Source organism: Streptomyces sp. ISL-94 (assembly GCF_018614075.1).
In the GTDB taxonomy this organism is placed as follows: domain Bacteria; phylum Actinomycetota; class Actinomycetes; order Streptomycetales; family Streptomycetaceae; genus Streptomyces.
Map to the genome: position 1 here is coordinate 20,011 of NZ_JAGGOZ010000024.1, position 24,360 is coordinate 44,370.

Annotated in this window: 25 protein-coding genes; 17 read left to right on the forward strand and 8 right to left on the reverse strand. The window is 69.9% G+C overall.

Annotation, left to right across the window (positions count from 1 at the left end; genetic code table 11):
• The first annotated feature begins 56 nt into the window (after nt 1–56).
• Complete coding sequence (gene glnA, locus J7E94_RS08830) at nt 57–1,466, forward strand: type I glutamate--ammonia ligase (protein WP_030707538.1); 1,410 nt, start codon at nt 57–59, stop codon at nt 1,464–1,466.
• 558 nt (nt 1,467–2,024) lie between these two features.
• Here glnA and J7E94_RS08835 read toward each other — a convergent pair.
• Nucleotides 2,025–2,591: a GNAT family N-acetyltransferase gene (locus J7E94_RS08835; protein ID WP_215013839.1), complete on the reverse strand. Its 567-nt coding sequence runs from the start codon at nt 2,589–2,591 to the stop codon at nt 2,025–2,027.
• A gap of 23 nt (nt 2,592–2,614) precedes the next feature.
• A complete protein-coding gene (locus J7E94_RS08840; RefSeq protein ID WP_215013841.1) occupies nt 2,615–3,613 on the reverse strand; it encodes a hypothetical protein in 999 nt (332 codons plus the stop codon).
• Nucleotides 3,614–4,216: 603 nt separating this feature from the next.
• On the opposite strand from J7E94_RS08840, the gene J7E94_RS08845 reads away from it, so the two are divergent.
• From J7E94_RS08845 to J7E94_RS08915, 15 genes are all read left to right on the forward strand, one after another.
• Nucleotides 4,217–4,408, forward strand: a complete 192-nt coding sequence (locus tag J7E94_RS08845) for a hypothetical protein (RefSeq protein ID WP_215013843.1) — start codon at nt 4,217–4,219, stop codon at nt 4,406–4,408.
• Entirely contained in the window at nt 4,405–4,626 is a 222-nt protein-coding gene (locus J7E94_RS08850; RefSeq protein ID WP_215013845.1) for a hypothetical protein, read from the forward strand. Before J7E94_RS08845 ends, J7E94_RS08850 begins: the two co-directional genes overlap by 4 nt.
• A complete protein-coding gene (locus J7E94_RS08855) occupies nt 4,623–4,823 on the forward strand; it encodes a hypothetical protein (protein WP_215013847.1) in 201 nt (66 codons plus the stop codon). The genes J7E94_RS08850 and J7E94_RS08855 overlap by 4 nt, the downstream gene beginning before the upstream one ends.
• Nucleotides 4,824–5,088: 265 nt before the next feature.
• Complete coding sequence (locus tag J7E94_RS08860; RefSeq protein WP_215013849.1) at nt 5,089–6,078, forward strand: NAD(P)-dependent oxidoreductase; 990 nt, start codon at nt 5,089–5,091, stop codon at nt 6,076–6,078.
• Entirely contained in the window at nt 6,075–7,001 is a 927-nt protein-coding gene (locus J7E94_RS08865) for a thymidylate synthase (RefSeq protein WP_215013851.1), read from the forward strand. The genes J7E94_RS08860 and J7E94_RS08865 overlap by 4 nt, the downstream gene beginning before the upstream one ends.
• Complete coding sequence (locus J7E94_RS08870; protein WP_308344744.1) at nt 6,998–8,701, forward strand: carbamoyltransferase C-terminal domain-containing protein; 1,704 nt, start codon at nt 6,998–7,000, stop codon at nt 8,699–8,701. The genes J7E94_RS08865 and J7E94_RS08870 overlap by 4 nt, the downstream gene beginning before the upstream one ends.
• Complete coding sequence (locus J7E94_RS08875; RefSeq protein WP_215013853.1) at nt 8,698–9,735, forward strand: hypothetical protein; 1,038 nt, start codon at nt 8,698–8,700, stop codon at nt 9,733–9,735. Before J7E94_RS08870 ends, J7E94_RS08875 begins: the two co-directional genes overlap by 4 nt.
• 38 nt (nt 9,736–9,773) lie before the next feature.
• Nucleotides 9,774–10,289, forward strand: coding sequence for a topology modulation protein (locus J7E94_RS08880; protein WP_215013855.1), 516 nt, complete (start codon nt 9,774–9,776; stop codon nt 10,287–10,289).
• A 30-nt stretch (nt 10,290–10,319) separates the two neighbouring features.
• Nucleotides 10,320–11,147, forward strand: a complete 828-nt coding sequence (locus J7E94_RS08885; protein WP_215013856.1) for a class I SAM-dependent methyltransferase — start codon at nt 10,320–10,322, stop codon at nt 11,145–11,147.
• Nucleotides 11,148–11,163: 16 nt separating this feature from the next.
• Nucleotides 11,164–11,904: a phosphotransferase gene (locus J7E94_RS08890; RefSeq protein WP_215013857.1), complete on the forward strand. Its 741-nt coding sequence runs from the start codon at nt 11,164–11,166 to the stop codon at nt 11,902–11,904.
• The gene (locus J7E94_RS08895) at nt 11,901–12,956 is read left to right on the forward strand and encodes a sulfotransferase (protein WP_215013858.1); all 1,056 of its coding nucleotides are present in this window, start codon (nt 11,901–11,903) and stop codon (nt 12,954–12,956) included. The genes J7E94_RS08890 and J7E94_RS08895 overlap by 4 nt, the downstream gene beginning before the upstream one ends.
• A gap of 102 nt (nt 12,957–13,058) precedes the next feature.
• A complete protein-coding gene (locus tag J7E94_RS08900) occupies nt 13,059–13,382 on the forward strand; it encodes a MazG-like family protein (protein WP_215013859.1) in 324 nt (107 codons plus the stop codon).
• Complete coding sequence (locus tag J7E94_RS08905; protein ID WP_215013860.1) at nt 13,379–13,870, forward strand: NUDIX hydrolase; 492 nt, start codon at nt 13,379–13,381, stop codon at nt 13,868–13,870. Before J7E94_RS08900 ends, J7E94_RS08905 begins: the two co-directional genes overlap by 4 nt.
• The gene (locus tag J7E94_RS08910) at nt 13,867–14,334 is read left to right on the forward strand and encodes an NUDIX domain-containing protein (protein ID WP_215013861.1); all 468 of its coding nucleotides are present in this window, start codon (nt 13,867–13,869) and stop codon (nt 14,332–14,334) included. Before J7E94_RS08905 ends, J7E94_RS08910 begins: the two co-directional genes overlap by 4 nt.
• A gap of 183 nt (nt 14,335–14,517) precedes the next feature.
• Complete coding sequence (locus J7E94_RS08915) at nt 14,518–14,910, forward strand: hypothetical protein (protein WP_215013862.1); 393 nt, start codon at nt 14,518–14,520, stop codon at nt 14,908–14,910.
• Nucleotides 14,911–14,961: 51 nt separating this feature from the next.
• On the opposite strand, the gene J7E94_RS08920 is transcribed toward J7E94_RS08915, so the two are convergent.
• On the reverse strand, nt 14,962–15,615 hold the full coding sequence (locus J7E94_RS08920; protein ID WP_308344752.1) for a TetR family transcriptional regulator: 654 nt from the start codon (nt 15,613–15,615) through the stop codon (nt 14,962–14,964).
• Between the two features lie 88 nt (nt 15,616–15,703).
• Here J7E94_RS08920 and J7E94_RS08925 point away from each other — a divergent pair, with 88 nt between their 5' ends.
• The gene (locus tag J7E94_RS08925; protein WP_215013865.1) at nt 15,704–16,474 is read left to right on the forward strand and encodes an SDR family NAD(P)-dependent oxidoreductase; all 771 of its coding nucleotides are present in this window, start codon (nt 15,704–15,706) and stop codon (nt 16,472–16,474) included.
• 3 nt (nt 16,475–16,477) lie between these two features.
• Here J7E94_RS08925 and J7E94_RS08930 read toward each other — a convergent pair whose 3' ends face one another.
• The 5 genes from J7E94_RS08930 to lpdA form a co-directional block, all read right to left on the reverse strand.
• Entirely contained in the window at nt 16,478–16,999 is a 522-nt protein-coding gene (locus J7E94_RS08930; RefSeq protein WP_215013866.1) for a DUF4240 domain-containing protein, read from the reverse strand.
• A gap of 112 nt (nt 17,000–17,111) precedes the next feature.
• A complete protein-coding gene (aceE, locus tag J7E94_RS08935) occupies nt 17,112–19,796 on the reverse strand; it encodes a pyruvate dehydrogenase (acetyl-transferring), homodimeric type (protein WP_215013867.1) in 2,685 nt (894 codons plus the stop codon).
• Nucleotides 19,797–20,050: 254 nt separating this feature from the next.
• The gene (locus J7E94_RS08940; protein ID WP_215013921.1) at nt 20,051–20,674 is read right to left on the reverse strand and encodes a GntR family transcriptional regulator; all 624 of its coding nucleotides are present in this window, start codon (nt 20,672–20,674) and stop codon (nt 20,051–20,053) included.
• 155 nt (nt 20,675–20,829) lie between these two features.
• Nucleotides 20,830–22,635: a 2-oxoglutarate dehydrogenase, E2 component, dihydrolipoamide succinyltransferase gene (gene sucB, locus J7E94_RS08945; protein WP_215013868.1), complete on the reverse strand. Its 1,806-nt coding sequence runs from the start codon at nt 22,633–22,635 to the stop codon at nt 20,830–20,832.
• A 53-nt stretch (nt 22,636–22,688) separates the two neighbouring features.
• A complete protein-coding gene (gene lpdA, locus J7E94_RS08950; RefSeq protein ID WP_215013869.1) occupies nt 22,689–24,077 on the reverse strand; it encodes a dihydrolipoyl dehydrogenase in 1,389 nt (462 codons plus the stop codon).
• Nucleotides 24,078–24,360: the final 283 nt, after the last annotated feature.

Here is a 24,360-nt window from a genome sequence, read left to right on the forward strand (position 1 = left end):
CACCACGAGCTATAAAGCCCGTCCCTCCCCCGGGGACCGGGAGTAGGAGGAGTTGGATGTTCCAGAACGCCGACGAAGTGAAGCAGTACATCGAGGAGAACGACGTCAAGTTCGTCGACGTCCGCTTCTGCGACCTGCCTGGTGTGATGCAGCACTTCACCATCCCGGCTCGGGCATTCGACCCGGCGGAGGAGCTCGCCTTCGACGGCTCCTCCATCCGCGGCTTCCAGGCGATCCACGAGTCCGACATGGCGCTGCGTGCCGACATCACCACCGCGCGCCTGGACCCGTTCCGCAAGGACAAGACGCTCAACATCAACTTCTTCATCCACGACCCGATCACGGGTGAGGCCTACAGCCGCGACCCGCGCAACATCGCGAAGAAGGCCGAGGCGTACCTCGCCTCCACCGGCATCGCCGACACCGCGTTCTTCGGCCCCGAGGCCGAGTTCTACGTGTTCGACAGCGTGCGCTTCGCGACCTCCGCGAACGAGGGCTTCTACCACATCGACTCCGAGGCCGGCGCCTGGAATACGGGCTCCGAGGAGAACAACCGCGGCTACAAGGTCCGCTACAAGGGTGGTTACTTCCCCGTCGCCCCGGTCGACCACTTCGCCGACCTGCGCGCCGAGATCTCCCTCGAGCTGGACGCCCAGGGCCTCCAGGTCGAGCGCCAGCACCACGAGGTCGGCACCGGCGGCCAGGCCGAGATCAACTACAAGTTCAACACGCTGCTGGCCGCGGCCGACGACCTGATGCTCTTCAAGTACGTCGTGAAGAACGTCGCCTGGCGCAACGGCAAGACCGCGACCTTCATGCCGAAGCCGATCTTCGGTGACAACGGCTCGGGCATGCACGTGCACCAGTCGCTGTGGGCGAACGGCGACCCGCTGTTCTACGACGAGGCCGGCTACGCGGGCCTGTCGGACACCGCCCGCTACTACATCGGCGGCATCCTCAAGCACGCCCCGTCGCTGCTGGCGTTCACCAACCCGACGGTGAACTCCTACCACCGCCTGGTGCCGGGCTTCGAGGCGCCGGTCAACATGGTGTACTCGCAGCGCAACCGCTCCGCCGCCATGCGCATCCCGATCACGGGCTCGAACCCGAAGGCCAAGCGCGTCGAGTTCCGCGCGCCGGACCCGTCCTCGAACCCGTACCTCGCCTTCTCGGCGCTGCTCCTCGCGGGCCTCGACGGCATCAAGAACAAGATCGAGCCGATGGAGCCGATCGACAAGGACCTCTACGAGCTCTCGCCCGACGAGCACGCGAGCGTCCCGCAGGTCCCGACCAGCCTCGAGGACGTCCTCAAGGCCCTGGAGGCGGACCACGAGTACCTCCTGGCCGGCGGTGTCTTCACCCCCGACCTCATCGAGACCTGGATCGACTACAAGCGCACGCACGAGATCGCCCCGATCGCGCTGCGTCCGCACCCGCACGAGTTCGAGCTGTACTTCGACCTTTAGCCGGAGGCCTTGCTGACCTGTGGTTTCTCGCCCAGCGGAGGTGCTGGACGAGCGCTACACGAGCGGCAGCGACAAATACGCCCGATCATGACGAGCCGTCTCGCACTCCTCACGGAGTGCGAGACGGCTCGTCCGCGCTCGGGGCTGGGTCAGCGTCATGTCGTCGTCGCTGTAGTGATACCCGATCGCCCTGCGCACCACATTCGCATCGCGGGGCACCATATGCGTGTACGTACACAAGGCCCGATTCCGACTCTGGCGTCCACCAGCTCCCGGTACCAGGCCGGCAGCGCCGCCTGTACCGCGAGGACCCGTGGTCGCCGCCATGGCACTCATATTTCTCCAGCGCGGGCTTGAGATGGAGCCGCCGATGGAGCTCAGCTTGGCTGTCGGCTCGACGTGGCCGCGCTTCTGCAACTCGGCCACATCTCGGCAGCCGGGCAAGCCGAACGCTCACGCGGGCGGCGGGGCCGGCGTGCACCATCGTTCGATTGGGTAGACGTGCTGCGGCCCCGGGCGCGCTCGGGGGTGTGCGCCCGGGGCCGGGTCCTGGAGAGGTTAGTCCTGCGGGCGGAGGACCATCGCGTCGTAGACCGGGGATTCGGGGGCGTGCTTGATCCGGCCGACGACCTCGTAGCCCCAGCGCGGGTAGGCGGAGCGGGCGGGCTCGTTGTCGATGATGCACGTCAGGGTGGTCCACGGTTCGGCGCGGCCGGTGATCATCTCGTCGTGGAGTGCGCGGCCGATGCCCTGGTTGGTGAGCTTGGGCAGGACCATCAGCTCCCGCAGCCAGAACGTCTCACCGGCCTTGGCCGCTTCCTTCGCATCGGCGGGGAGCTCGTCGGCGATCGAGACCCACCAGGCGCGGTCCGGGGTGAGGGTGACGCCGTGGACGTATCCGGCGAGGATGCCGTCGGCGAGGTGGGCTGTGACGACCTCGAAGCCGGTCATGTCGAAGGCGGCCTGGAGGCGGTCGGTGAACGTGGCGACGGAGAAGAACGGGTCGCCTGCGTACGGGGGGACGCCGTACACCTCGGCGTAGAGGGCGGTCAGTTCGTCGGTGATCTGCCGGGCCTGGTCGGGGGTGTGGCGGGTGACGGTGAGGGCTTGGGTTGTTTTCGTCATGGGTCCTTCCGGCGTTGTGGTGGTCAGGCGATTCGGTTGGTCAGCATGTCGATGGTGTCGCGGGCCTGTGGGCTGGCCTGGTGCGGGGTGAGGCTGTCGCGGACGAGGGCGAGCTGGCGGCGGGTGCGGGTGGAGGACTGCCCGCCTTCGATGAGGCGCAGGGATTCCTTCGCGGCGTCCGCGGTGCGGTCGAGGTCGTGGTCCTGGACGGCGGCGTGGGCGAGCCGGGCCAGGCACATGCCCCGGTTGCGGGAGTGCTCGATGTCCTGGAGGTCTGAGGAGCGTTCGAGGAGTCGTACGGCCCGCTTGTGCTGGCTGAGGTCGGACCGGCACATCCCTTCCAGGCAGACGAGTTCGGCTTCGTTGAGGAAGCCGGTCCATTCGGGGTCGCGGTCGCTCACGCCTTGGTCGGAGGCCCGCCAGGCTCGTTTGATGGCGTGGGAAGTGTTCATCTCGTCGCCGAGCCGGGCGTATCCCTGCGCGAGGCGGATGGCCAGGAGCGCGGTGACGCGCGGCGGGGCGTCCCAAAGGGCAGCGTGCCGCTCTGCGGTGCGGACGAAGCGGATAGCCTCACGGGGCTTGTCGAGGTCGACGGACTGGCGGGCCATGTTGGACAGGGTCCTGGTGGCCAGCGGCTCGTCGCCCGAGATCATCGCGGTGTTCAGGGCCTCGGAGAAGTAGACGCGGGCCTCGGTCTGCTGTTCGGCGTCGTAGCAGAACCAGCCCAGGCTCGTGGTGAGCTGGCCGGCAATGCCGTGAAGTTCCTGGCCGATGTCATCGTTATAGACGCCGTGGTCTATCACGTGGTGCACCCAGGACAGGTGCATCTTGGCGGTTCGCCACAGACGGTCGCCGCCGAACTGCTGGTCGATGGCATCAAGGTCTGCGGCAGTCGCGTGGAGGAGTTCGATCTCGTCTCGTCCGACGCGGAGTTCAGAGGTGGCGGAGCGGGCTGGTGAGGGGCTGAGCCAGGGCAGGCCGATGACGGCGGCCCCTGCGCTCAGGGCTTCGCGGCGTTTCACAGGCGGGATCATGACGGCCGGATTGGGCAGGCTGTCAAACGCGGTTGCGGACTCCGTGGCGAATCCCAGATACTCCGGCCCGCGCCCGAAGGCGGCACGCAAAGCCGTGGCCTGATCCGGGCGCGGCCATCCCGGATTCGTTGACTCCCAGCGCCGGTACGTCCGGACGCTTACCTCGTATCCCGAGTCCCGTAATGCCTGCTGGCCTGCGGCGCTGACGCCCTGGGCTGCTGCCTCCTGAGAGAACCAGCCCTGCCCGATACGGGCGGCGAACAGCACCTGATTGGCCGGAGTCCTCATCCGACTGCCCCCTGATTCCGATTCCTGACTCACCGTAGGCGGTAACGGTTACGGCGGGGATGTGGTGGCGGGAATCACGTCGGTCCGTGTCCGGCGCGGCCGGCGAATGGCCGCTGAATGGCCGCTCGGTGTCCTCGTATGGCCGCTCGCCCGGCAGTGAACTAAGGGCACGGCCGCAGCCACCAGCCCTGGTTCCCATTCCCCCCTGGTGGCCGCGCCCCCCGTACTGCCGCTGCCCGGGTCCGCCGACCCGCGACGGGCCCGGCAGCGGCCACTCACCACAGTCACCCCCCGGAGACCGCGATGACCAGCAGCCAGCAGGAAAGAGCGCCGCTGTCCACCCGAACCTTCAACGAGGCCAGGCGCCCCGGTGAGCCGTCCGAACGGCTCACCGCCCGCGCCTCCCGCGGCTGGAACGCCTTCCTGGCCCGCACGGGCCCGCTGCCCGGCGAGGACGAGCCGGACACGGCTACGGCCGAGGAGGCCGAACAGTGACCGCCCCCGGGCCCGTCCCCGGACTCCCCTGGCTGAGGGTGGGGATAGACGCTCGCGACGAGCGGACCGGCGCGACCGGGATGGTCACACGGATCGGCTCCGGCCGCGAGAGGGGCCCCGTCTCCCATGTGTGGCTCCAGGTCGGCGGCGACGAGCCGGAGCTGGTGCCCCTGGAACACCTGCGCCGCGTCGAAGACCGAGAGAAGACCGGGCAGTGAGCGTCGTGGACCAGGCACCGACCAGCAGCGACATGCGCCATGACTCCTCCACGGCCATGACTCTTGCCGCTCTCGCGACTGCGACCGGACCTGCGGCCAGCGACCTTCGCGTTCGGCTGCGCGGCTACATCACGCTGCTGGCCGACCCCGCGCAGGAGTACGCCGACGCGCTGACACCCCCAGGACCAGGGCGGTGACCCGGTCGCGAACTTGCGGCTGCTCGCCAAGTCCGTGGACTTCCTCCTGCGGTATGCCGCCCACGCCCAGCAGCAGGGCGGAGCCCGGTGATTATCCGGACTCGGCTGGACGGCGGCGCCGTCATCCATTCGATCCTGGCCCGCGTGATCCGTTTGAGGCGCGGGCCGGGACCAGGTTTCACCATCCGGCTCAGGCCGGGATCTGTACCGCCCTTCTGCGTGATGCGCGGGAGGAAGTGCTTGCACCGTCCCTTGGAGGACAGGCTTGAACCGCAACGAGCATGGAAGCACAGCGCTGGTGACCGGAGCCGGGGGTTTCGTCGGCTCCCACCTGGTGGACGGACTCCTTGCCCAGGGATGGCGAGTACGCGGCGTGGACCGGAGGTCCCCGGCCAGGGACGCGGTGGCCGGACGGAACCTCGCCCGCGCCATGCAGTCGACGGAGTTTGTGTTCGAGCACATGGACCTGACCGATCCGCGTCTGCGGGACATGGTGAGCGGCGTGGATGCGGTGTTCCACCTGGCGGCGTCCACTGGTGTGCGCGGTTCGTGGGGGAAGGCGTTCATGTCGTACGTCCACGACAACGTCGCCGCGACGCATCGGGTGATCGAGGAGTGCGAGCTGGCCCGCGTTCCGCGTCTGGTGGTGGCATCGTCGTCCAGCGTGTACGGCGGGTCGGCCGGTGGGCCGTCGCGTGAGGACGGGCCGGTTGTGCCGCTGTCGCCGTACGGGGTGTCGAAGCTGGCAGGCGAACAGCTCGCCCTGGCGTACGCGGCCCGCCCCGACGCGGTGACCCGGACGGTGGCGCTGCGGTTCTTCACCGTGTACGGGCCGAGGCAGCGTGAGGACATGGCGATCTCCCGGATGCTCGATGCGGTCCGGTCCGGTCAGCCGATGCGGCTGTACGGGGACGGCAGCCAGCGCCGGAACTTCACCTACGTCGCCGATGTGGTCGACGCGCTGATGCGGGCGGCGCAGACGGAGACGACCGGGTGCGCGGTCAACGTGGCGGGGCCGGTGACGGTGTCGATGCGGGACCTCCTGGACACGGTGCGGGAGGTGACCGGGAGCCCGGTACCGGTCAAGCGGGTTCCGGCGCGTTCCGGTGACCCGGAGTCCACTGAGGCCGACCCGGCGCTGGCCGAATCGGTGCTCGGCTACCGGCCCGGCATCGGCCTGGCCGAGGGCATCGACCGGCAGTGGGCGTGGACCCGCGCGACCGTGGACGCGGTGATCTCGGGGAGGACCGCGTGATCCACGTGAGTGCCGGTTCCGCGAACGAGCTGTTCACCGCCGCCTGCGCCGCCGTGCTGGCCGAGGGCAAGGTGGTCAAGCCGCGTGGCATGGCCACCACCGAGGTCATCGGCGCGCACCTGACGCTGACCGACCCGCAGCGTCGGCTGGTCAGTCTGCCGCCGGTCCGGATTCTCAATGCGGCTTTCGCAGCCGCCGAGACGGTGTGGATTCTGTCCGGCTCCGACGATCCGTGGATCTACACCTACAACCAGCGCATGGCCCAGTACGCGGACGACGGCCGTCTGCGGGGTGCGTACGGGCCCCGGATGCGGGCCTGGCGGCCGGGCCACGACCAGCTCGACCACGTGCGGCGCACGCTGCTGGCCGACCCCGACTCCCGCAGGGCCCTGATCCAGTTGTACGACCCGGACCGGGACATCCCGAACCACAGTGACGTTCCCTGCACCCTCGGCTACCGGTTCTACCTCCGGGAGGGCCGCCTGGAGATGCACACCACGATGCGGAGCCAGGATCTATGGCTGGGGTTCTGCTACGACCTGTTCACCGCCACGATCCTCCACGAGCAGATGGCGCACTGGATCGGCGTCGAGCTGGGCCACTACCACCACCACGTGGACTCCCTGCATCTGTACGAGGACAACGTTCCCGAAGCCCGGAGGCTGCCTGCCGATCCGGCCCCGAGCCGGGCCATGGGCCCGCTCGCGGTTCGGTGGGAGGACTTCGATCCGATGCTGGCCGGCGTCGCCGTCGGTGCCGTGCCGGTCGGGGCGTGGGAGGAGTTCGGGCGGGTGATGCACAGCTACCGGGTGTGGAAGGGCGGTGACCGGGCCGACGCGCGGGGCATGGTCGCCGGGCGGGGCGGGGTCCTCACCGAAGGACTGGATAACTGGTATTCGAAGCTGGCGGGGGTGGCGGCGTGAGGGGCCCGGTGGTGCTCGGCCTGTGTTCGGGAACGCATGACTCGGCCGCCGCGCTCCTCGCGGACGGTGCCCTGGTCGGCCTGGTCGAAGAGGAACGCCTGAACGGCGTCAAGCACACCAAGGCGTACCCGGCGAGGTCGGTCGACTGGTTGCTGGAGGCGGCCGGGCTCCGCCCGCAGGACGTGACGGATGTGGCGTACAACTTCGCCCCCCGTCTCTACCTCAAGGGGGCAATGCCGCTGCGGCACTTGCGGCCGGGGACTGCTGGGCGGGCCATGCCCCGGGCCCGCAGCTTCCTCACGGTCACCCGCCGGGCCTCCGCGCGGCTGCGCCAGTTCGGCCAGCACTTCCCCAACGCCGCCCTGCACGGGGTGGAGCATCACCGCGCCCACGGCCTATACGCATTCGCCGCTTCCGGCTTCGACACAGCTGCCGTCCTGGTCGTGGACAGCCTCGGCGAGACCACCACCACCTCCTTCTGCGCGGCTCGCCGCACCGGGTCGGCCATCGACCTCCACTCCCGCTGGTCGCTGGCGGACCCGGCATCCCTCGGCTACGCGTACGGGGCCGTCACCGAGCATCTGGGATGGCGCCGCGGTGACGAGGAAGGCACCGTGATGGCCCTTGCGGCGCTCGGCGATCCGGGCCGCTACCGGGACCTGTTCGCCCAGGCGATCCCCCTCACCTCGGACGCGTTCGCGCTGGACCCGGCCTGGTTCCCGCTCCGGGTGATCTCCAGCCGCTATCCGAGGCTGTCCCCCGGGTTCGTCTCCGCGACCTGCCCGCCCCGCGCCCCGGGTCAGGAGCTGGAGCAGGTCCACGCGGATGTGGCCGCAGCCCTGCAAGAGCGAACCGAGCAGGTCATGGTCCACCTGGCGCGTCAGGCCCGGTACCGGACGGGGGAACGGACGCTGTGTGTCGGCGGCGGCGTGGCCCTGAACTGCCTCAGCCTCGGGCGGATCGTGGAGGAGGCCGGATACGACGAGGTGTTCGTACCGCCCTCGCCCGGCGACGCCGGCACCGCCGTGGGCGCGGCCCTCAGCGTCCACCAGACGCGATCGGCGGCCACGGTGGCCGGGATTCGCGACGAGTGCTACCTGGGACCCTCGTTCGACGGCATCGACCTCGCCGTGCCCCGGCCCGGGATGACCGCGCACCGCCCGGCGGACGCGGCCCGTTTCCTGGCCGTGCAGCTCGCTGAGGGGAAGATCGTGGGCGTCTTCCGGGGCGCGCTGGAGGCCGGACCGAGGGCGCTGGGGAACCGGTCGATCCTCGCCTCCCCGCTGATCCCGGAGGTGGTGGAGCGGCTGAACGCCCGGGTGAAGTTCCGCGAGCCGTTCAGGCCCTTCGCCCCGGTGGTCCTCGCTGACAAGACGGCCGATTACTTCACCCTCGGCCAGGGAGCCCCCTACATGTCGTTCGCCAGCGGCGTCACCGAGCTGGCACGGGCCACGATCCCCGCGATCGTCCACGCGAACGGGCTGGCCCGCGTCCAGACCCTCGCCCCGGACCGGAACCCGTTCATGGACGCCGTTCTGCGGGAGTTCTGCGAGATCACCGGCACCCCCGTGCTGATCAACACCAGCTTGAACATCAAGGGCAAGCCGATCTGCGGCACCCCCGACCACGCGCTGGACTGTCTCGCGGAGTCCGGCATCGACGCCCTCCTGCTGGAGGACTGGTGGGTGACCGAGGAATGAGGATCGGATACAGCCACTGGGGGTTCCTCGGCGACGGCGTCACCGACACCCCGGACGGCGGGAGGAGCCACCGCAAGACCCTGGTGGACGGCCTCGTCGCTACCGGTCACGACATCGTGTTCCTCCAGGCTGACCGGGACACCACGGAGGCCCGCACACCGGTCGTGGGCCCATACGTGTGGGACGAGGGGCTGCCCGAGGTGGACGCCCTGTTCCTCGAATGGCGCTGGCCCGTCCGGGGCCGGAACGACACCCCTTGCCAGGCGGCCGGGCACACCTGCGATCTCCACCGCCAGCAGCAGCTCGTTGATCATTACGTTCACCGCCTGGGCGTCCCGGCACTGCTGTGGGACAAGGACCAGCGCCTGGCTCCCGCCGACCCGATCCGGGCCGCGAGCCACGTCACCGTATGTGAACCGGCGCTCTATCCCCGGCACGGGGCCAGGAGCCTGCTGTTCCCCGTAGCCGACCAGGTACTGGACATGGCTGACCCCAAGGCCCTGGCCGACGGGGACCGGAGGCTGCCGCTGGTGTACGTGGGAAACCAGTACGGGCGGGACGCGGCATTCGATGCGTTCTTCGCCCCGGCCGCCCACAGCCTGGAGCACGAGGTCGCGGGGAAGTGGACCGACACCGGCCGCTGGCCGCACGTCCGCTTCACCGGCCGCATCTCCTTCCAGGAAGGGCTGGCCCTTCATCACCAGTCCCATGCGACGGTCCTCCTGGCCCCGGACCGGTACGTCACCAGCGGACAGTTCACCCAGCGGGTCTTCGAGGCCGTCCTGTCCGGGTGCGCGCCGGTCATTCCTGCTCACTACCGGGGAGCGGCGACGGTCGTGCCGGGTGAGCTGCACGCCTGCGGCGGCGCCCATGTGGCTGACATCACCCACGGAGTCGCCGGCATGGCCGTCGGGGGGAAGACGCGGCTGCTGGACCGCTGTCTTCGCAGGCTGGACGTATTCCGCCTCTCCCGGCAGATCAACACCATCAACGCGGTATTGGATCAATTCGGAAGAGTGGATGATGGAAGTTGACCCCAGCACGCCCTCACGGATCGGTAGCCTCTGCGCCCATGAAGAGAATCGCCTTCATCGGCTGTGGCGGAAGCGGCAAGACCTACCTGTCGAAGCAGCTCGGCTCTCTCATCGACGCCCCGGTCACGCACCTGGATGCCGTCTACTACGACGACGGGTGGAACGCGCTGCCCAAGGAGAAGTTCGCCGCGATCCAGGAGGAGCTGACAGCTGCCCCGGCCTGGGTCATCGAGGGGAACTACGCCGGAACGCTGCCCATCCGGCTGAGGCGCGCGGACACGGTGATCTTCCTGGACCTTCCGGCCCGGACCTGCCTGTGGGGCATCGCCCAGCGCCGCCTGCGCTACGGCGGCGGGCAGAACGACACGACCGGCGTCTACGACCGCATCACCTGGTCGTTCATCCGCTACGTGTGGGGGTACCGCAAGTCGATGGGGCCCCGGGTCCGGGACCTGATCGGCGAGCATGCCGGTGGGGCGACCGTCCACGTCGTCACCAGCCGCAGGCAGGCCCGCGCGCTCCTCACCCGGCTCCGGGACACGCAACCCGCCTAGAAAGGGCAGGGGCGGGCCGGGGAGGTGCCCGTGCCTGACCTGTCCCCGTTCCTGGACCCCCAGCTCGTCAACGGTTCCCTCTACCGTGATCAGCGCAGGCTCGCTGACCGTACCGGGGCGCTCATGGCGGCGAAGGTCTCCGGACGGCCCGCGCCCGCAGTGATCGCCTCCTACGCCGTCCAGGCCCGCCCCGCGCCGGGAGAAGTACTGGACATCGGCTGCGGACGCGGTGCCTCCACCCTCGCGCTCACCCAGGCCCTGCCCGGCTCCCGTGTTCTAGCCGTCGACGCCTCGGCGTCGGTTCTGGCCGCGACGCGCGACCGGCTGACCCGGCACGGTCTGGACGCCGTGGCGGTGCAGGCCGACTTCCACCGGCTCCCCGTGCCCACCGGCCGCGCCGCCTTGGCCGTGGCGGCGTTCTGTCTGTACCACTCGCCCCGGCCGGAGGATGCCCTGCGGGAGATCGCCCGGTGTCTCCAGCCCGGCGCGACGGTCATCCTCGCCACGAAGTCCGCCGACAGCTACGCCTCACTGGACCGGCTCGTCGCGCAAGCGGGCCTCGACCGGGAAGCGGAGCAGAGGACCGGCCTGTACGGGGCGTTTCACAGCGCCAACATGCGGGCCGTCGCCGCCCGCGTCCTGGACGTGCGCGAGGTACACCACGAAGCGCACCTCTTCCGCTTCCGCGACCTCGCGCACACGGCCGCCTATCTGGCCACCTCACCCAAATACCGGCTGCCGCCCGGCCTGGCGGGCGATCCCGAAACCCTCACCATCCGGCTCCGGGACGCGCTGCCGGACCGCCCCGTGGAGACAGCCTCCGTCGTCAGCTACCTGACCGCGGCCGTCCCCATCTGAGGAAGAAGCCGCGCCCATGGGGTTCACCAAGACGTACGCCACCGCCGAGGCCGCGTTACGGGCCCAGGCCCACCACGCCTGGCTCGACAGGCTCGGGGTGCCTGTGCCCCGCCTCCACGGGCGGCGCGGCCGGCACCGCCTTGACCTCCTCTTCGAGGCCCTGCCGGATCGGCATATCGGCCCCGGCGACCTTCCCGAGACCGCGCGGCTCCTCGGCCAGGCTCACGCCGCCGCGTACCGGGACAGCCTGCACCGGGCCCGACTCGACCAGCCGTTCCCTCTGCCGGGTGTCGGCACGCTGGAGCCGTTCACCACCCCCCGCATCGCCCGCGTCCAGAAGCTCCTGGACGCGGGCACCGTCCCCGAACCGGCCTTCACCAGCGACCAGGCGGCCCGCGTCATCACCACTGCCGCCGGTGAACCGGCCGCCTTCTACAAGGACGCCAACCCCCGCAACTTCCTCATCACCCAGGCCGGCATCGCCGTCATCGACTTCGACGACCTCACCCTCGCCCCGTTCGGCTACGACCTGGCCAAGCTCATTCTCACCACCGCCATGACCCACGGCCCCCTGCCCGGCCCGCTCACGGCCGCCACCCTGAACTCCTACAACCAGGCCGTCCCGCACCCGTGCAGCGCCGACCGGCTGAACGACTGGCTGGAGATCCACCACATCCTCACCAGCCCCTATCTGGGCCGACATGGATACATCCACGGCTGGCACACCCTCCGCCCGACCGAAACGAGGACCCGTTGACCGATTCCCTGACTGCGCAGCTCACCGCACCGCATCCCGACGGAACCGCCATCGCCCTCTACCGCACCCGCGCATACCGGTTCACCGACGACCCCCGCCACTACGTCTTCGCCGAAGCCCTGGAAGAGAACTACGCCCAGGGCACCCTCCCGTCGGCCGCGACGCTCACCTACATCCGGGCAGTCCTCGACCAGATCCGCGCCACCGGCCAGCTCCTCCCCTTCAACGAGGACATCGCCGCAGCCGAAGGAGTCGACATCCGGGGCGAGCGCGACGCCCGCGTCCCCTACGCGCCCCGCCTCATGCCCGAACACCAGCCGACCACGCTGGTCTTCATCATCGGCGCCCCGCGGTCAGGCACCAGCCACCTCTTCAACCTCCTCGCCTACACGGGCCGCTTCGCCTACTTCACCACCGCATCCTGCTGGGCCTGGCCCACCCGAAACCTCTCCCACCCGGCCCGCCGCTCCTTCGAGACCATCGGCGACCGCGTCCTGGCCGTGGACAACAAGAACACCCGGCTCATCCCCGGCCTGCTCATGCCCTACGAGGCCGAAGACCTCTACCACCGCGCGGTCCCCACCTATGAGCACCGGGGCGGCCACACCTACGACCTCCAGGACGCCCGCCTCACCGACCAGTCCCTCCTGAACGCCAGCATCCAGGCCCACTGCCGCCACTTCGCCCGCACCAGCTTCCTCACGAAGTCGCCGTTCAACAGCCTGCGCATCGCCCAGCTCGATGCGGCCACCGGACAGCGCGCCCTGTTCCTCAACATCACCCGCGACCAGGAGGGCACCGCCGACTCCATGCGCCGCAACCACTTCCGCTTCCACCACCACGGCACACCCCTCACGGAGGAGGAAGCGTGGGAGCTGTTCACGACCACCATCGACCGCGACGCCCCGGCTGAGCGGACCCTCGCGGTCAGCCACCACGACTTGCTGAACGACTCCGGCACACAGATCCAGCGCATCACCCGATGGCTCGACGTGAACGGCGTCAGCGGCACCGCTGACGCGCCGACCGAGCCCGGCCGAAGCCTCGGCTGACGACGGCCGGCGGCGCCGTCAACAGACGGTCGAGCATCCGGGACATCCTCCGATTCGTTCAGAGGACTGAGAACGAATAACGGCCAGACGAAAGGAACCACCGTGGAGAAGAACAACTGGGACATCACCGGGGAGCTTGCCGCCTTCCTCGACGAGGCCGCCGCCCATGTCCCCGCCGAGCAGCGCCGCGTATTGCAGGTACTCAAGATCGGGGAGGAGTTCGGCGAGGCCGCCCAGGCCGTCATCGGCACCAACCCCCGCAAGGGCCGGTCCCACTCGTGGCGGGATGTGGAGTCGGAGGTGTGCGACGTCTTGGTCACGGCGATGGTCGCGCTCCACCGGCTCGGCGTTGCGGACCCGGCTACGGTGTTCACCGCGCACCTGGAGAAGACCGCCGCCCGGACCCTGGCCGCCCGGGAGGCATGAGCGTGTGGATTCCCCGAGAGGAGTGGATCAAGACGCTGCCACAGACGATCGTGGCCTCCTGCGTCATGATGCTGGACCCCGATGGCCGCATTCTCCTTCTCCGATACGGCCCCGGTCAGCCCGTCGCGGGGCAGTGGTGGCTACCGGGCGGAATGCTCGACCACGGCGAGGACCCGTGGGCGGCAGCACGGCGGGAGATGAGCGAGGAGACCGGGGCCGACCTGGATGACGTACCCCGACTGATCGGCACGGACCACCGCGGCAACGTCGAAAACACCGGCCCCGTGATCGACTACTTCTTCCACGGCGGCATCTACACCGGCGACCAGGCCATCCGGCTGAGCCCCGAGCACGACCTCCACGCCTTCAAGCATCTGGACGAACTGCGAGACACGCCTCTCGCTGCTCGTCTCCATACACTGACCGCCCTCCACGCCGCCGCCCGATCCGGTACTGCGGTCTACCTCCGTGAGGGGAGCCCGTTATGACCGTGATCCGGATCAGGACCGGGGCTTGCGGGCCTGTCGTCCAGGAGCAGCATGTGCTCCTCGTGCACGGCGGCTATCCCGAGCCGGACTCGTGGTGGCCGCCCGGCGGAGGCCAGCGGCCCGGTGAACCGCTGAATAGGACGGTTGAGCGGGAGGTGTGGGAGGAGACGGGGGTGCGGGTTGAAACCGGGCCGCTTCTTCATCTCCGCGAACGCATCCCCACCGACGGGGAGGGGGACGCCCACCGGGTTGATGCCCTGTTCTGGTGCCGCCCCCTCGCAGTACCGACGGCGCTCGGTGGCAGCGTCCCGGACGATGTGCAGCGCGGGGCGGAGTGGGTGCCGCTCGACAGAATCAGCTCGCTCCGGATCACCCCCGTCTACCTGCGCGACCTGATCCCTGACCTTGTGGCTAAGGCGGCGGCCGGGGAACCATCGGGCATCTACGTCGGCAACCTCGCCTGAGTCCACATCTTCGACCTCTAGGGCGCGATCTCTGAAAATCAGAGTCATGCCTGATGGGAGACCCCCCGCCACTCTCCACGGAGAGCGGCGGGGGGCCTTTCCGCTTTGACAGGGCACCGAGGGCGGGCGAGGGTGGAAATGTTCTAAAGGCCGGATAAGCCAGATATTCGGAGGTGTATGAAGATGCGCCGTAGGATCATCGCGGCAGCCATGGCAGGGGCTGCGGGAATTGCCATCGGGCTGCTGTCTGCCGCCGGCGCCGCGGCCTCGACCGTCGCGGGTGGTGGCGGTGGTGGCGGCAACTGGAGCTGCGACTGGAACGACGGGCGCCGCTGGGACGAGTGCTGCAACCGGGACTGGCGCGACGTGCCCAGGTGGTGCTGGGACGACGGCAGGGTCGGCGGAGTCGGCGGCTACAGCGATGACTGGGGCAACTGGAACGACTCGAACTGGCGTGACGACGCCGGCTGGCGCGACTCCAACGGGAACGGCTCCTGGAACTGGAACGACTCCAACTGGAACAACTCCAACTGGAACAACTCCGGTAACTGGGGCGGCTGGGACCAAGGCCGCTGACCACCGGACCCACCCCCGCACATCCGGGCCGATGCCCCTGCTCCGCTGAGCTCAGCGGAGCAGGGGCATCGCGCCGGTGAGGTCCCGCAGGCAGCGGACCGCGAGCTCGGCGGGGGAGCCGGGGCCCGTGGCCGGAGCGTCCGTGGCCGACCACAGCTCCAGGGCGATGCGGATCGCGTCGGTGGCCGCCGCGGCGATCAGGCGGACGCCCAGGGGGTCGGCGTCCGGGCCGGCCAGCCGGGCCACCACCGGGACCAGGTGCTCCTCGGAGTCCTGGTTCACGCGGTACCAGACCGCACGCAGGGCCTCATCGGAAGCCGCCGCGCGCAGCAGGCCGCGAGTCACCTCCAGGCCCTCCTCGACCGCCTGGGCGCCGGTCAGCGAGCGGCTCACGGCACGCTCCAGGGCCTCGGCGAGGGGCGTGCCCGGGGCCTCCTCGGCGAGCAGCGCCCGCCAGGTGTCGCCGCCGCCCGCCAGCAGCGGGGCCACCGCGTCCTGCTTGTTGCGGAAGTAGCGGTAGAACGTACGCAGTGCCACGCCCGCGCGGTGGGCGATGTCCTCGGCGGTCGTGCCGTCGGGACCGTGCTCCGCGAACAGCTCGCAGGCCGCGCGGGCGATGTCGAGCTGCGTCGCGGCCTTGCGGCGCTCGGTCAGCGACTGGGCTCCGGGGCCGGCCTGGGGGGAGTACGGACGAGGGGATCTCACGGGGGGAAGCGTACCTCCCGGGATCCCGACTGATTGCATTTTCTGCCACTCTGGCAAAGCGTGTCACTACTTCGGTACGCTCGGGGCCATGAACCGTTACGAAGGACGTCGAGTCCTCATCACCGGCGGCGGCTCCGGCATCGGCCAGGCCACCGTCCACCGCATCCTCGCCGAAGGCGGCCGGGTCCACACGGTGGACGTCAACGAGGCCGGCCTCAAGGCCACCGCCGACCGGGCCGCCGCCGACGGCCACCACGCCCGGCTGACCACCGCCGTCCTCGACATATCGGACGAGTCCGCCGTCAAGACCGGCGTCGCCGCCGCCGTCGACGCCCTCACCGGCATCGACATGCTGGTCAACGCCGCGGGCATCCTGCGCTCCGCGCACACCCACCAGACCACGCTCGACTTCTGGAACAAGGTCATCGCGGTCAACCTGACCGGCACCTTCCTGATGATCCGCGAGTCGCTCCCGGCCCTGCTGGCGGGCGCACAGCCGGTCGTCGTGAACTTCAGCTCCACCTCGGCGTCCTTCGCCCACCCCTACATGTCCGCCTACGCGGCCAGCAAGGGCGGCATCCAGTCCATGACCCACGCGCTGGCCGCCGAGTACAGCAAGCAGGGCCTGCGGTTCGTCTCCGTCGCGCCCGGCTCCATCGAGAGCGGCATGACCACCGGCAGCGGCCCCGGCCTGCCCGAGGACACCGACTGGTCCCTCTTCGCCAAGCTCGCCCCGGCCATCGGCCAGGGCTTCGCCGGCCCGCAGACCGTGGCCGGCGTCGTCGCGATGCTGGGCTCCGAGGACGGCGCCTTCATCACCGGTACGGAGATCCGCATCGACGGCGGCACGCACTACTAGGTACTAGGAGCGGAAACGCTCCCAGAGCCGGGGGAAGCGCTCCGCCAGCACGGCTTCGTTCTCGAAGTCCAGCGGGGTGCCCTCCGGCTCTGCCGGTTGCAGGGGCACACCGAGATCCGGCGCAACCGACCCGGTCAGCTGCTCGTACGCCTCGTCGGCCGCGTACCCCAGCTCCTCGCCGTCCCCGTCGATCTCCTCGTCGAAGTCGCCCAGCAGCTCCGCCAGATGGTCGGGATCGTGCACCGCGCCCTCGAAGACCTCCCGCCCCTGCCCGATCAGCCAGCAGCGGAAGTAGTCGAAGGCGTCGTCGCTCGCCCCGTCGAGCAGCACCCAGGCAGCCCCCCACAGGTCCCAGGTGTACGCCCGGTTGTACCGCGACTCGAAGTGTCGGGCGAAGTCCAGGACGGAGTCCGGATCGAGCTGCGCCAGCCGCTCCACGAGCAGCTCGGCGTGCTCCTCGGGGTCGCCCTCGGCGGCCTCGCGGGTACGGTCGACGATCTCCCAGAACTCCGTCTCGTCCATCACGGGTCCAGCATCACGGGTTCGACCCCGCGCCGCCACCGCGCATACGGCCAAAGGCCGGTGTTCACCCCCAAGGGGGTGGACACCGGCCTTCGGCAGGTCAGTCACACACGGCTCAGAGGCCGTAGCGCTCCCGGGCCTCCTTGATGGAGGACGCCGGGACCTCGCCTCGGCGGGCGAGCTGGGCGAGCGCGGCCACCACGATCGACTGGGCGTCGACACCGAAGTGGCGGCGGGCGCCCTCGCGGGTGTCGGAGAGGCCGAAGCCGTCCGTGCCCAGCGAGGTGTAGTCCTGCTCGACCCACTGGCTGATCTGGTCCGGGACCTGGCGCATCCAGTCGGAGACGGCGAGGACCGGGCTGGTGACGCCCTCCAGGGCGCGGGTGACGTACGGGGTGCGGACCTCACCGCGCAGCAGCGCCTCGTCGCACTCCAGCGCGTCGCGGCGCAGCTCGCCCCAGGAGGTGGCGGACCAGACGTCGGCGGCCACGTTCCAGTCGGCGGCGAGCAGCTGCTGCGCCTCCAGGACCCAGTGGATCGCCGTACCCGAGGCCATCAGCTGGACCTTCGGAGCGTCGGCGGCCGGGGCGGCCTCGGCCAGGTCGGCCGCCGTGTTGAAGCGGTACAGACCCTTGAGGATGCCTTCCTCGACGCCCTCGGGCATCGCGGGCTGCACCTTCGGCTCGTTGTAGACCGTCAGGTAGTAGAAGACGTCTTCCGGCTTCTCGCCGTACATCCGGCGCAGACCGTCCTTGACGATCACCGCGATCTCGTACGCGAAGGCCGGGTCGTAGTTGAGCGACGCCGGGTTCGTGGACGCGATCAGGTGCGAGTGGCCGTCCGCGTGCTGGAGGCCCTCACCGGTCAGCGTGGTGCGGCCGGCCGTGGCGCCGACGATGAAGCCCTTGCCGAGCTGGTCGGCGAGCTGCCACATCTGGTCGGCGGTGCGCTGCCAGCCGAACATCGAGTAGAAGATGTAGAAGGGGATCATCGGCTCGCCGTGCGTCGCGTACGACGTGCAGGCGGCGATGAAGTCGGCCATGGCGCCGGCCTCGGTGATCCCCTCGTTGAGGATCTGGCCGTCCTTGGCTTCCTTGTAGTACATGAGCTGGTCGCGGTCGACCGGCTCGTACGTCTGGCCCAGCGGCGAGTAGATGCCGGCCGACGGGAAGAGGGACTCCATACCGAAGGTACGGGCCTCGTCGGGGACGATCGGCACCCAGCGCTTGCCGGTCTCCTTGTCCCGCATGAGGTCCTTGACGAGGCGGACGAAGGCCATGGTGGTGGCCATCTCCTGCTTGCCGGAGCCCTTGAGCAGCGGGGCGAAGGACCGCTCGGCCGGGGCGGGCAGGGCCACGTGGTGGACCTTGCGGGCCGGGGCCGGGCCGCCGAGCGCCGCGCGGCGCTCGTTGAGGTACCGGACCTCGGGGCTGTTCGCGCCCGGGTGGCCGTACGGGACCTGGCCGTCGGCGAAGGCGCTGTCCGGGATCGGGAGGCCAAGGAGGTCGCGCATGTCCTTGAACTCGTCGATCGTCAGCTTCTTCATCTGGTGGTTCGCGTTCTTCGACTCGAACCCGGCACCCAGCGTGTAGCCCTTGACGGTCTGCGCGAGGATGACCGTCGGCGCGCCCTTGTGCTCCAGGGCGGCCTTGTACGCGGCGTAGACCTTGCGGGGCTCGTGGCCGCCGCGGGAGCTGTGGAAGCACTCGGCGATCTTCGCGTCGGAGAGCACACCGGCCAGCTGCACGAGCTCGGCGTTGGCGCCGAAGAAGTGCCGGCGGATGTAGGCCACGTCGCGGGTCGCGTACGTCTGGAACTGCGCGTCCGGTACCTCGCGCAGGCGGCGTACCAGGGCGCCCGTGGTGTCGAGCTGGAACAGCTCGTCCCAGGCGGAGCCCCACAGCGACTTGATGACGTTCCAGCCGGCGCCGCGGAACTGGGCCTCCAGCTCCTGGACCACGCGGAAGTTGGCGCGGACCGGACCGTCGAGGCGCTGCAGGTTGCAGTTGATGACGAAGGTCAGGTTGTCGAGCTGCTCGCGGGAGGCCAGGGCCAGGGCGGCGGTCGACTCGGGCTCGTCCATCTCGCCGTCGCCCAGGAAGGCCCAGACGTGCGAGTTGGCGGTGTCCTTGATGCTCCGGTTCTGCAGGTAGCGGTTGAAGCGCGCCTGGTAGATCGCGGAGAGCGGGCCGAGGCCCATGGAGACCGTGGGGAACTCCCACAGCCACGGCAGGCGCCGCGGGTGCGGGTAGGACGGCAGGCCGTTGCCGCCGGACTCCTGGCGGAACTTGTCGAGCTGCTGCTCGGAGATGCGCCCGTCGAGGAAGGCGCGGGCGTAGATGCCGGGGGAGGCGTGGCCCTGGATGTAGAGCTGGTCGCCCGATCCGTCGGCCTCCTTCCCGCGGAAGAAGTGCTGGAAGCCGGTCTCGTACAGCCAGGCCGCCGAGGCGAAGGTGGCGATGTGGCCGCCGACGCCGTACTTGGAGCCGCGGGTCACCATGGCGGCCGCGTTCCAGCGGTTCCAGGCGGTGATCCTGGCCTCGAGGTCCATGTCACCGGGGAACTCCGGCTCCGCGGCGGTGGGGATGGTGTTGACGTAGTCCGTCTCCAGCAGCTTCGGCAGGGCGAGACCCGCGGCCTCGGCGTGCTGGAGGGTGCGACGGAGCAGGTATTCGGCGCGGCGCGTACCGGCGGCCTGGGCGACGGCGTCGAGGGAGGCCGCCCATTCGGCGGTCTCCTCGGTGTCGCGGTCCGGGAGCTGGTCGAGCTCGCTCGGAAGCTTTCCTACGGGGTCGGACATCGGTGTGCGCCGCCTTCCGGACAAAGGAGAGGTGGTGAAGAAATCCCTGACGGGCAGGACAGGGTCGTTGGACCTGGTTGAGGTCCGCGATGACTGTAAATCCCTGATCGATGATCGATCAAATAAATGTGACGAAGAGACGTCGATCTGACCAAAGTCGGCACCGGGTGCCAGGAATATAGGCACCCGGTGCCGGGCGAATCAGGGCATTGCGGACCTCGTCAGGCCCCGCCTCGAACTTTGGGCAGGCCCGGTCAGGCGCGCGGCGCGCAGCCCAGGACGTGCCGCTTCACGAGCACACCGATGTTCGGATCCTGCGCGCGGAACGCCTCGACGAGGGCCTCGTGCTCCTCCGCGTAGGACTTCTGGACCGTTCCCAGCCACCGGATGGACAGGGCGGTGAACACCTCGATGCCCAGGCTCTCCCAGGTGTGCAGCAGCACGCTGTTCCCGGCCGCCCGCACCAGCTCCCGGTGGAAGCCCACCGTGTGCCGCACCTGGGCCGTGCCGTCCTTGCTGCGGTCGGCGTCCCACAGGGCCGCGACGTGCGGCTCCAGGGCCGTGGTGTCGGCCGCCAGCCGGGGCGCGGCCAGCTCGGCGGCGATCTGCTCCAGACCGGCCCGGACCGGGTAGATCTCCTCCAGGTCCGCCGCGGACAGATTCCGTACGCGCACACCCTTGTTGGGCGCCGACTCGATCAGCCGCAGCGTCTCCAGCTCGCGCAGGGCCTCCCGTACGGGCGTCTGGCTGACCTCCAGCTCCACCGCGATCCGGCGCTCCACGATCCGCTCGCCGGGCTTCCAGCGCCCGCTGACGATCCCCTCCACGATGTGCTCGCGGATCTGCTCGCGCAGCGAGTGCACGACGGGTGGGGTGATCATCGGCGGTTCATCTCCTGAGGGGGTGTGCAGGGGTGGTCCGGGGCTGATGCGTAGACAATACGGCGGCGCCCCCGCCCGGGAGTATCCCGGACGGGGGCGCCGACAGTGAGGCTCGTTACAAGCCGTTCAGCTCACTTGCGATCACCGATCGCTCAGAGACCGAGCTCGACCTCGAACTCGCCGGCCTCGAGGATCGCCTTGACGGCCGAGAGGTACCGGGCCGCGTCCGCGCCGTCCACCAGGCGGTGGTCGTAGGACAGGGTCAGGTACGTCATGTCGCGGATGCCGATGTTGGTGCCCTCGGCGGTCTCGATGACCACCGGGCGCTTCACCGTGGCACCGATGCCCAGGATGGCGACCTGGTTCGGCGGCACGATGACCGTGTCGAACAGCGCACCGCGCGAGCCGGTGTTGCTGATGGTGAAGGTCGCGCCCGACAGCTCGTCCGGCGTGATCTTGTTGCCGCGGACCTTGGCGGCCAGGTCGGCGGTCGCCTTGGAGATGCCCGCCAGGTTGAGGTCGCCCGCACCCTTGATGACCGGGGTCATCAGGCCCTTCTCGGAGTCCACGGCGATGCCGATGTTCTCCGAGTCGAAGTAGGTGATGGTGCCCTCGTCGTCGTTGATCCGGGCGTTGACGACCGCGTGGGCCTTCAGCGCCTGGGCAGCGGCCTTGACGAAGAACGGCATCGGGGACAGCTTGACGCCCTCGCGGGCGAGGAAGCCGGCCTTGGCCTTCTCGCGCAGCTTCATGATCTTGGTGATGTCCACCTCGACCACGGAGCTGAGCTGCGCCTGCGAGTGCAGGGCCTTCATCATGTTGTCGCCGATGACCTTGCGCATGCGGGTCATCTTGACCGTCTGACCGCGCAGCTCGGAGACCGCGGCGGCCGGAGCCTTGGCGGCCGGAGCGGCAGCGCCCCCGGCAGTCGCGGCCGCCGGGGCGGCGGCAGCGGCCTTGGCGGCCTCGGCGGCGGCCAGGACGTCCTGCTTGCGGATGCGGCCACCGACACCGGTGCCCGAGACCGTGGACAGGTTCACGCCGGACTCCGTGGCGAGCTTGCGCACCAGCGGGGTCACGTACGCGCCCTCGTCACCGGCGGAGACCGGCGCGGCGGGAGCGGCCGGGGCGACGGGTGCCGGAGCGGCAACCGCGGCCGGAGCGGCAACGGGAGCCGGGGCGGCGACGGGTGCCGGAGCGGCAACGGGAGCCGGAGCGGCAACGGGAGCCGGAGCGGCGGCCGGGGCCGGAGCAGCCGGAGCCGCCGCGGGAGCCGGAGCCGGAGCCGCGGGAGCCGGAGCCGGAGCCGGAGCCGCGGGGGCCGGTGCAGCCGCGGGGGCGGCACCGGCGACGCCGATGACGGCCAGACGGGCGCCGACCTCGGCGGTCTCGTCCTCGCCCACCAGGATCTCCAGCAGCGTGCCGGAGACCGGCGCGGGGATCTCGGTGTCGACCTTGTCGGTGGAGACCTCGAGCAGCGGCTCGTCGGCCTCGACCGTCTCACCGACCGACTTCAGCCAGCGGGTGACGGTGCCCTCGGTGACGGACTCGCCCAGGGCGGGGAGCACGACGTCGGTGCCGGAGGCGGCGGCTCCACCGGCGGCCGGAGCCTCGGCAGCCGGGGCCGCGGGGGCCGCGGGGGCCTCGGCGGCCGGAGCCGGCGCGGCCGCGGCCTCGGGGGCGGCGACGGTCTCGGCCTCGGCGGGGGCCGGCGCGCCGGAACCGTCGTCGATGACGGCCAGCTCGGCGCCGACCTCGACGGTCTCGTCCTCGGCGACCTTGATGGAGGCCAGGATGCCGGCGACGGGCGACGGGATCTCGGTGTCGACCTTGTCGGTCGAGACCTCGAGCAGCGGCTCGTCGGCCTCGACGCGCTCGCCCTCGGCCTTCAGCCAGCGGGTGACAGTGCCCTCAGTGACGCTCTCGCCGAGCGCCGGAAGGGTTACGGAAACCGACATGGTTTCTGTTGCTCCTTACGAAAGTGCGGAAGTGGTCGTCGCGCCCGGAACGATTAGTCGTGGGAGTGCAGCGGCTTGCCGGCCAGGGCCAGGTGGGCCTCGCCGAGAGCCTCGTTCTGGGTCGGGTGCGCGTGGATGAGCTGCGCGACCTCGGCAGGCAGAGCCTCCCAGTTGTAGATCAGCTGGGCCTCGCCGACCTGCTCGCCCATCCGGTCACCGACCATGTGGACGCCGACCACGGCACCGTCCTTGACCTGGACGAGCTTGATCTCGCCCGCGGTCTTCAGGATCTTGCTCTTGCCGTTGCCCGCCAGGTTGTACTTGAGGGCGACGACCTTGTCCGCGCCGTAGATCTCCTTGGCCTTGGCCTCGGTGATGCCGACGGAAGCGACCTCGGGGTGGCAGTACGTGACGCGCGGGACACCGTCGTAGTCGATCGGGACGGTCTTGAGACCGGCCAGACGCTCCGCGACCAGGATGCCCTCGGCGAAACCGACGTGCGCGAGCTGCAGGGTCGGGACGAGGTCGCCGACGGCCGAGATGGTCGGCACGTTGGTCTGCATGTACTCGTCGACCAGGACGTAGCCGCGGTCCATCGCGACGCCCTGCTCCTCGTAGCCCAGACCCTGCGAGACGGGGCCGCGGCCGATGGCGACCAGCAGCACCTCGGCCTCGAAGGTCTTGCCGTCGGCCAGCGTGACGCGCACGCCGTTCTCCGTGTACTCGGCCTTGTCGAAGAAGGTGCCGAGGTTGAACTTGATGCCGCGCTTGCGGAACGCGCGCTCCAGCAGCTTCGAGCTGTTCTCGTCCTCGACCGGGACGAGGTGCTTGAGGCCCTCGACGACGGTCACGTCGGTGCCGAAGGACTTCCACGCCGAGGCGAACTCGACGCCGATGACGCCGCCGCCCAGGACGATGGCGGACTCGGGCACGCGGTCCAGGACCAGCGCGTGGTCCGAGGAGATGATGCGGTTGCCGTCGATGTTCAGGCCCGGCAGCGACCGCGGCACGGAGCCGGTCGCCAGCAGGACGTGGCGGCCCTGGATGCGCCGGCCGTTCACGTCGACGGAAGTCGGCGAGGAGAGGCGGCCCTCACCCTCGATGTAGGTCACCTTGCGGGAGGCGACCAGGCCCTGCAGGCCCTTGTACAGGCCCGAGATGACCTCGTCCTTGTACTTGTGCACGCCCGCGATGTCGATGCCCTCGAAAGCGGCCTTGACACCGAACTGGGCGGCTTCACGAGCCTGGTCCGCGATCTCGCCCGCGTGCAGCAGAGCCTTCGTGGGGATGCAGCCGTTGTGCAGGCAGGTGCCGCCGAGCTTGTTCTTCTCGATCAGCGCAACGTCGAGACCCAGCTGGGATGCGCGGAGCGCCGCGGCGTAACCGCCACTGCCACCGCCGAGGATCACTAGGTCGAAAACGGTGCTGGCGTCGTTCGCCACGTCACGTCCTCCATGCATGTGCGCCGGGCACCGGTCCTCTGTGACCGGGCGGCGGCTGGTAATCGGCCGCTTGCTTCTTCGGCCCTGTGGTGGGGGCCCTGTCCTGCCGAGAACCCATCTTCGCATTTGTCGCGGGAACGCGGGACGCCGGGCCCACTATGTGGCAGGTGGTTCTGGACGAACCACGCGGTACCGCTGCGTAGAAACCTACGGATTTCGTCGTGGGTGAACACGCCTCAGGCCTTGATCAAGCGTTCGATCAAGGCCTGAGGCGTGTCTCACA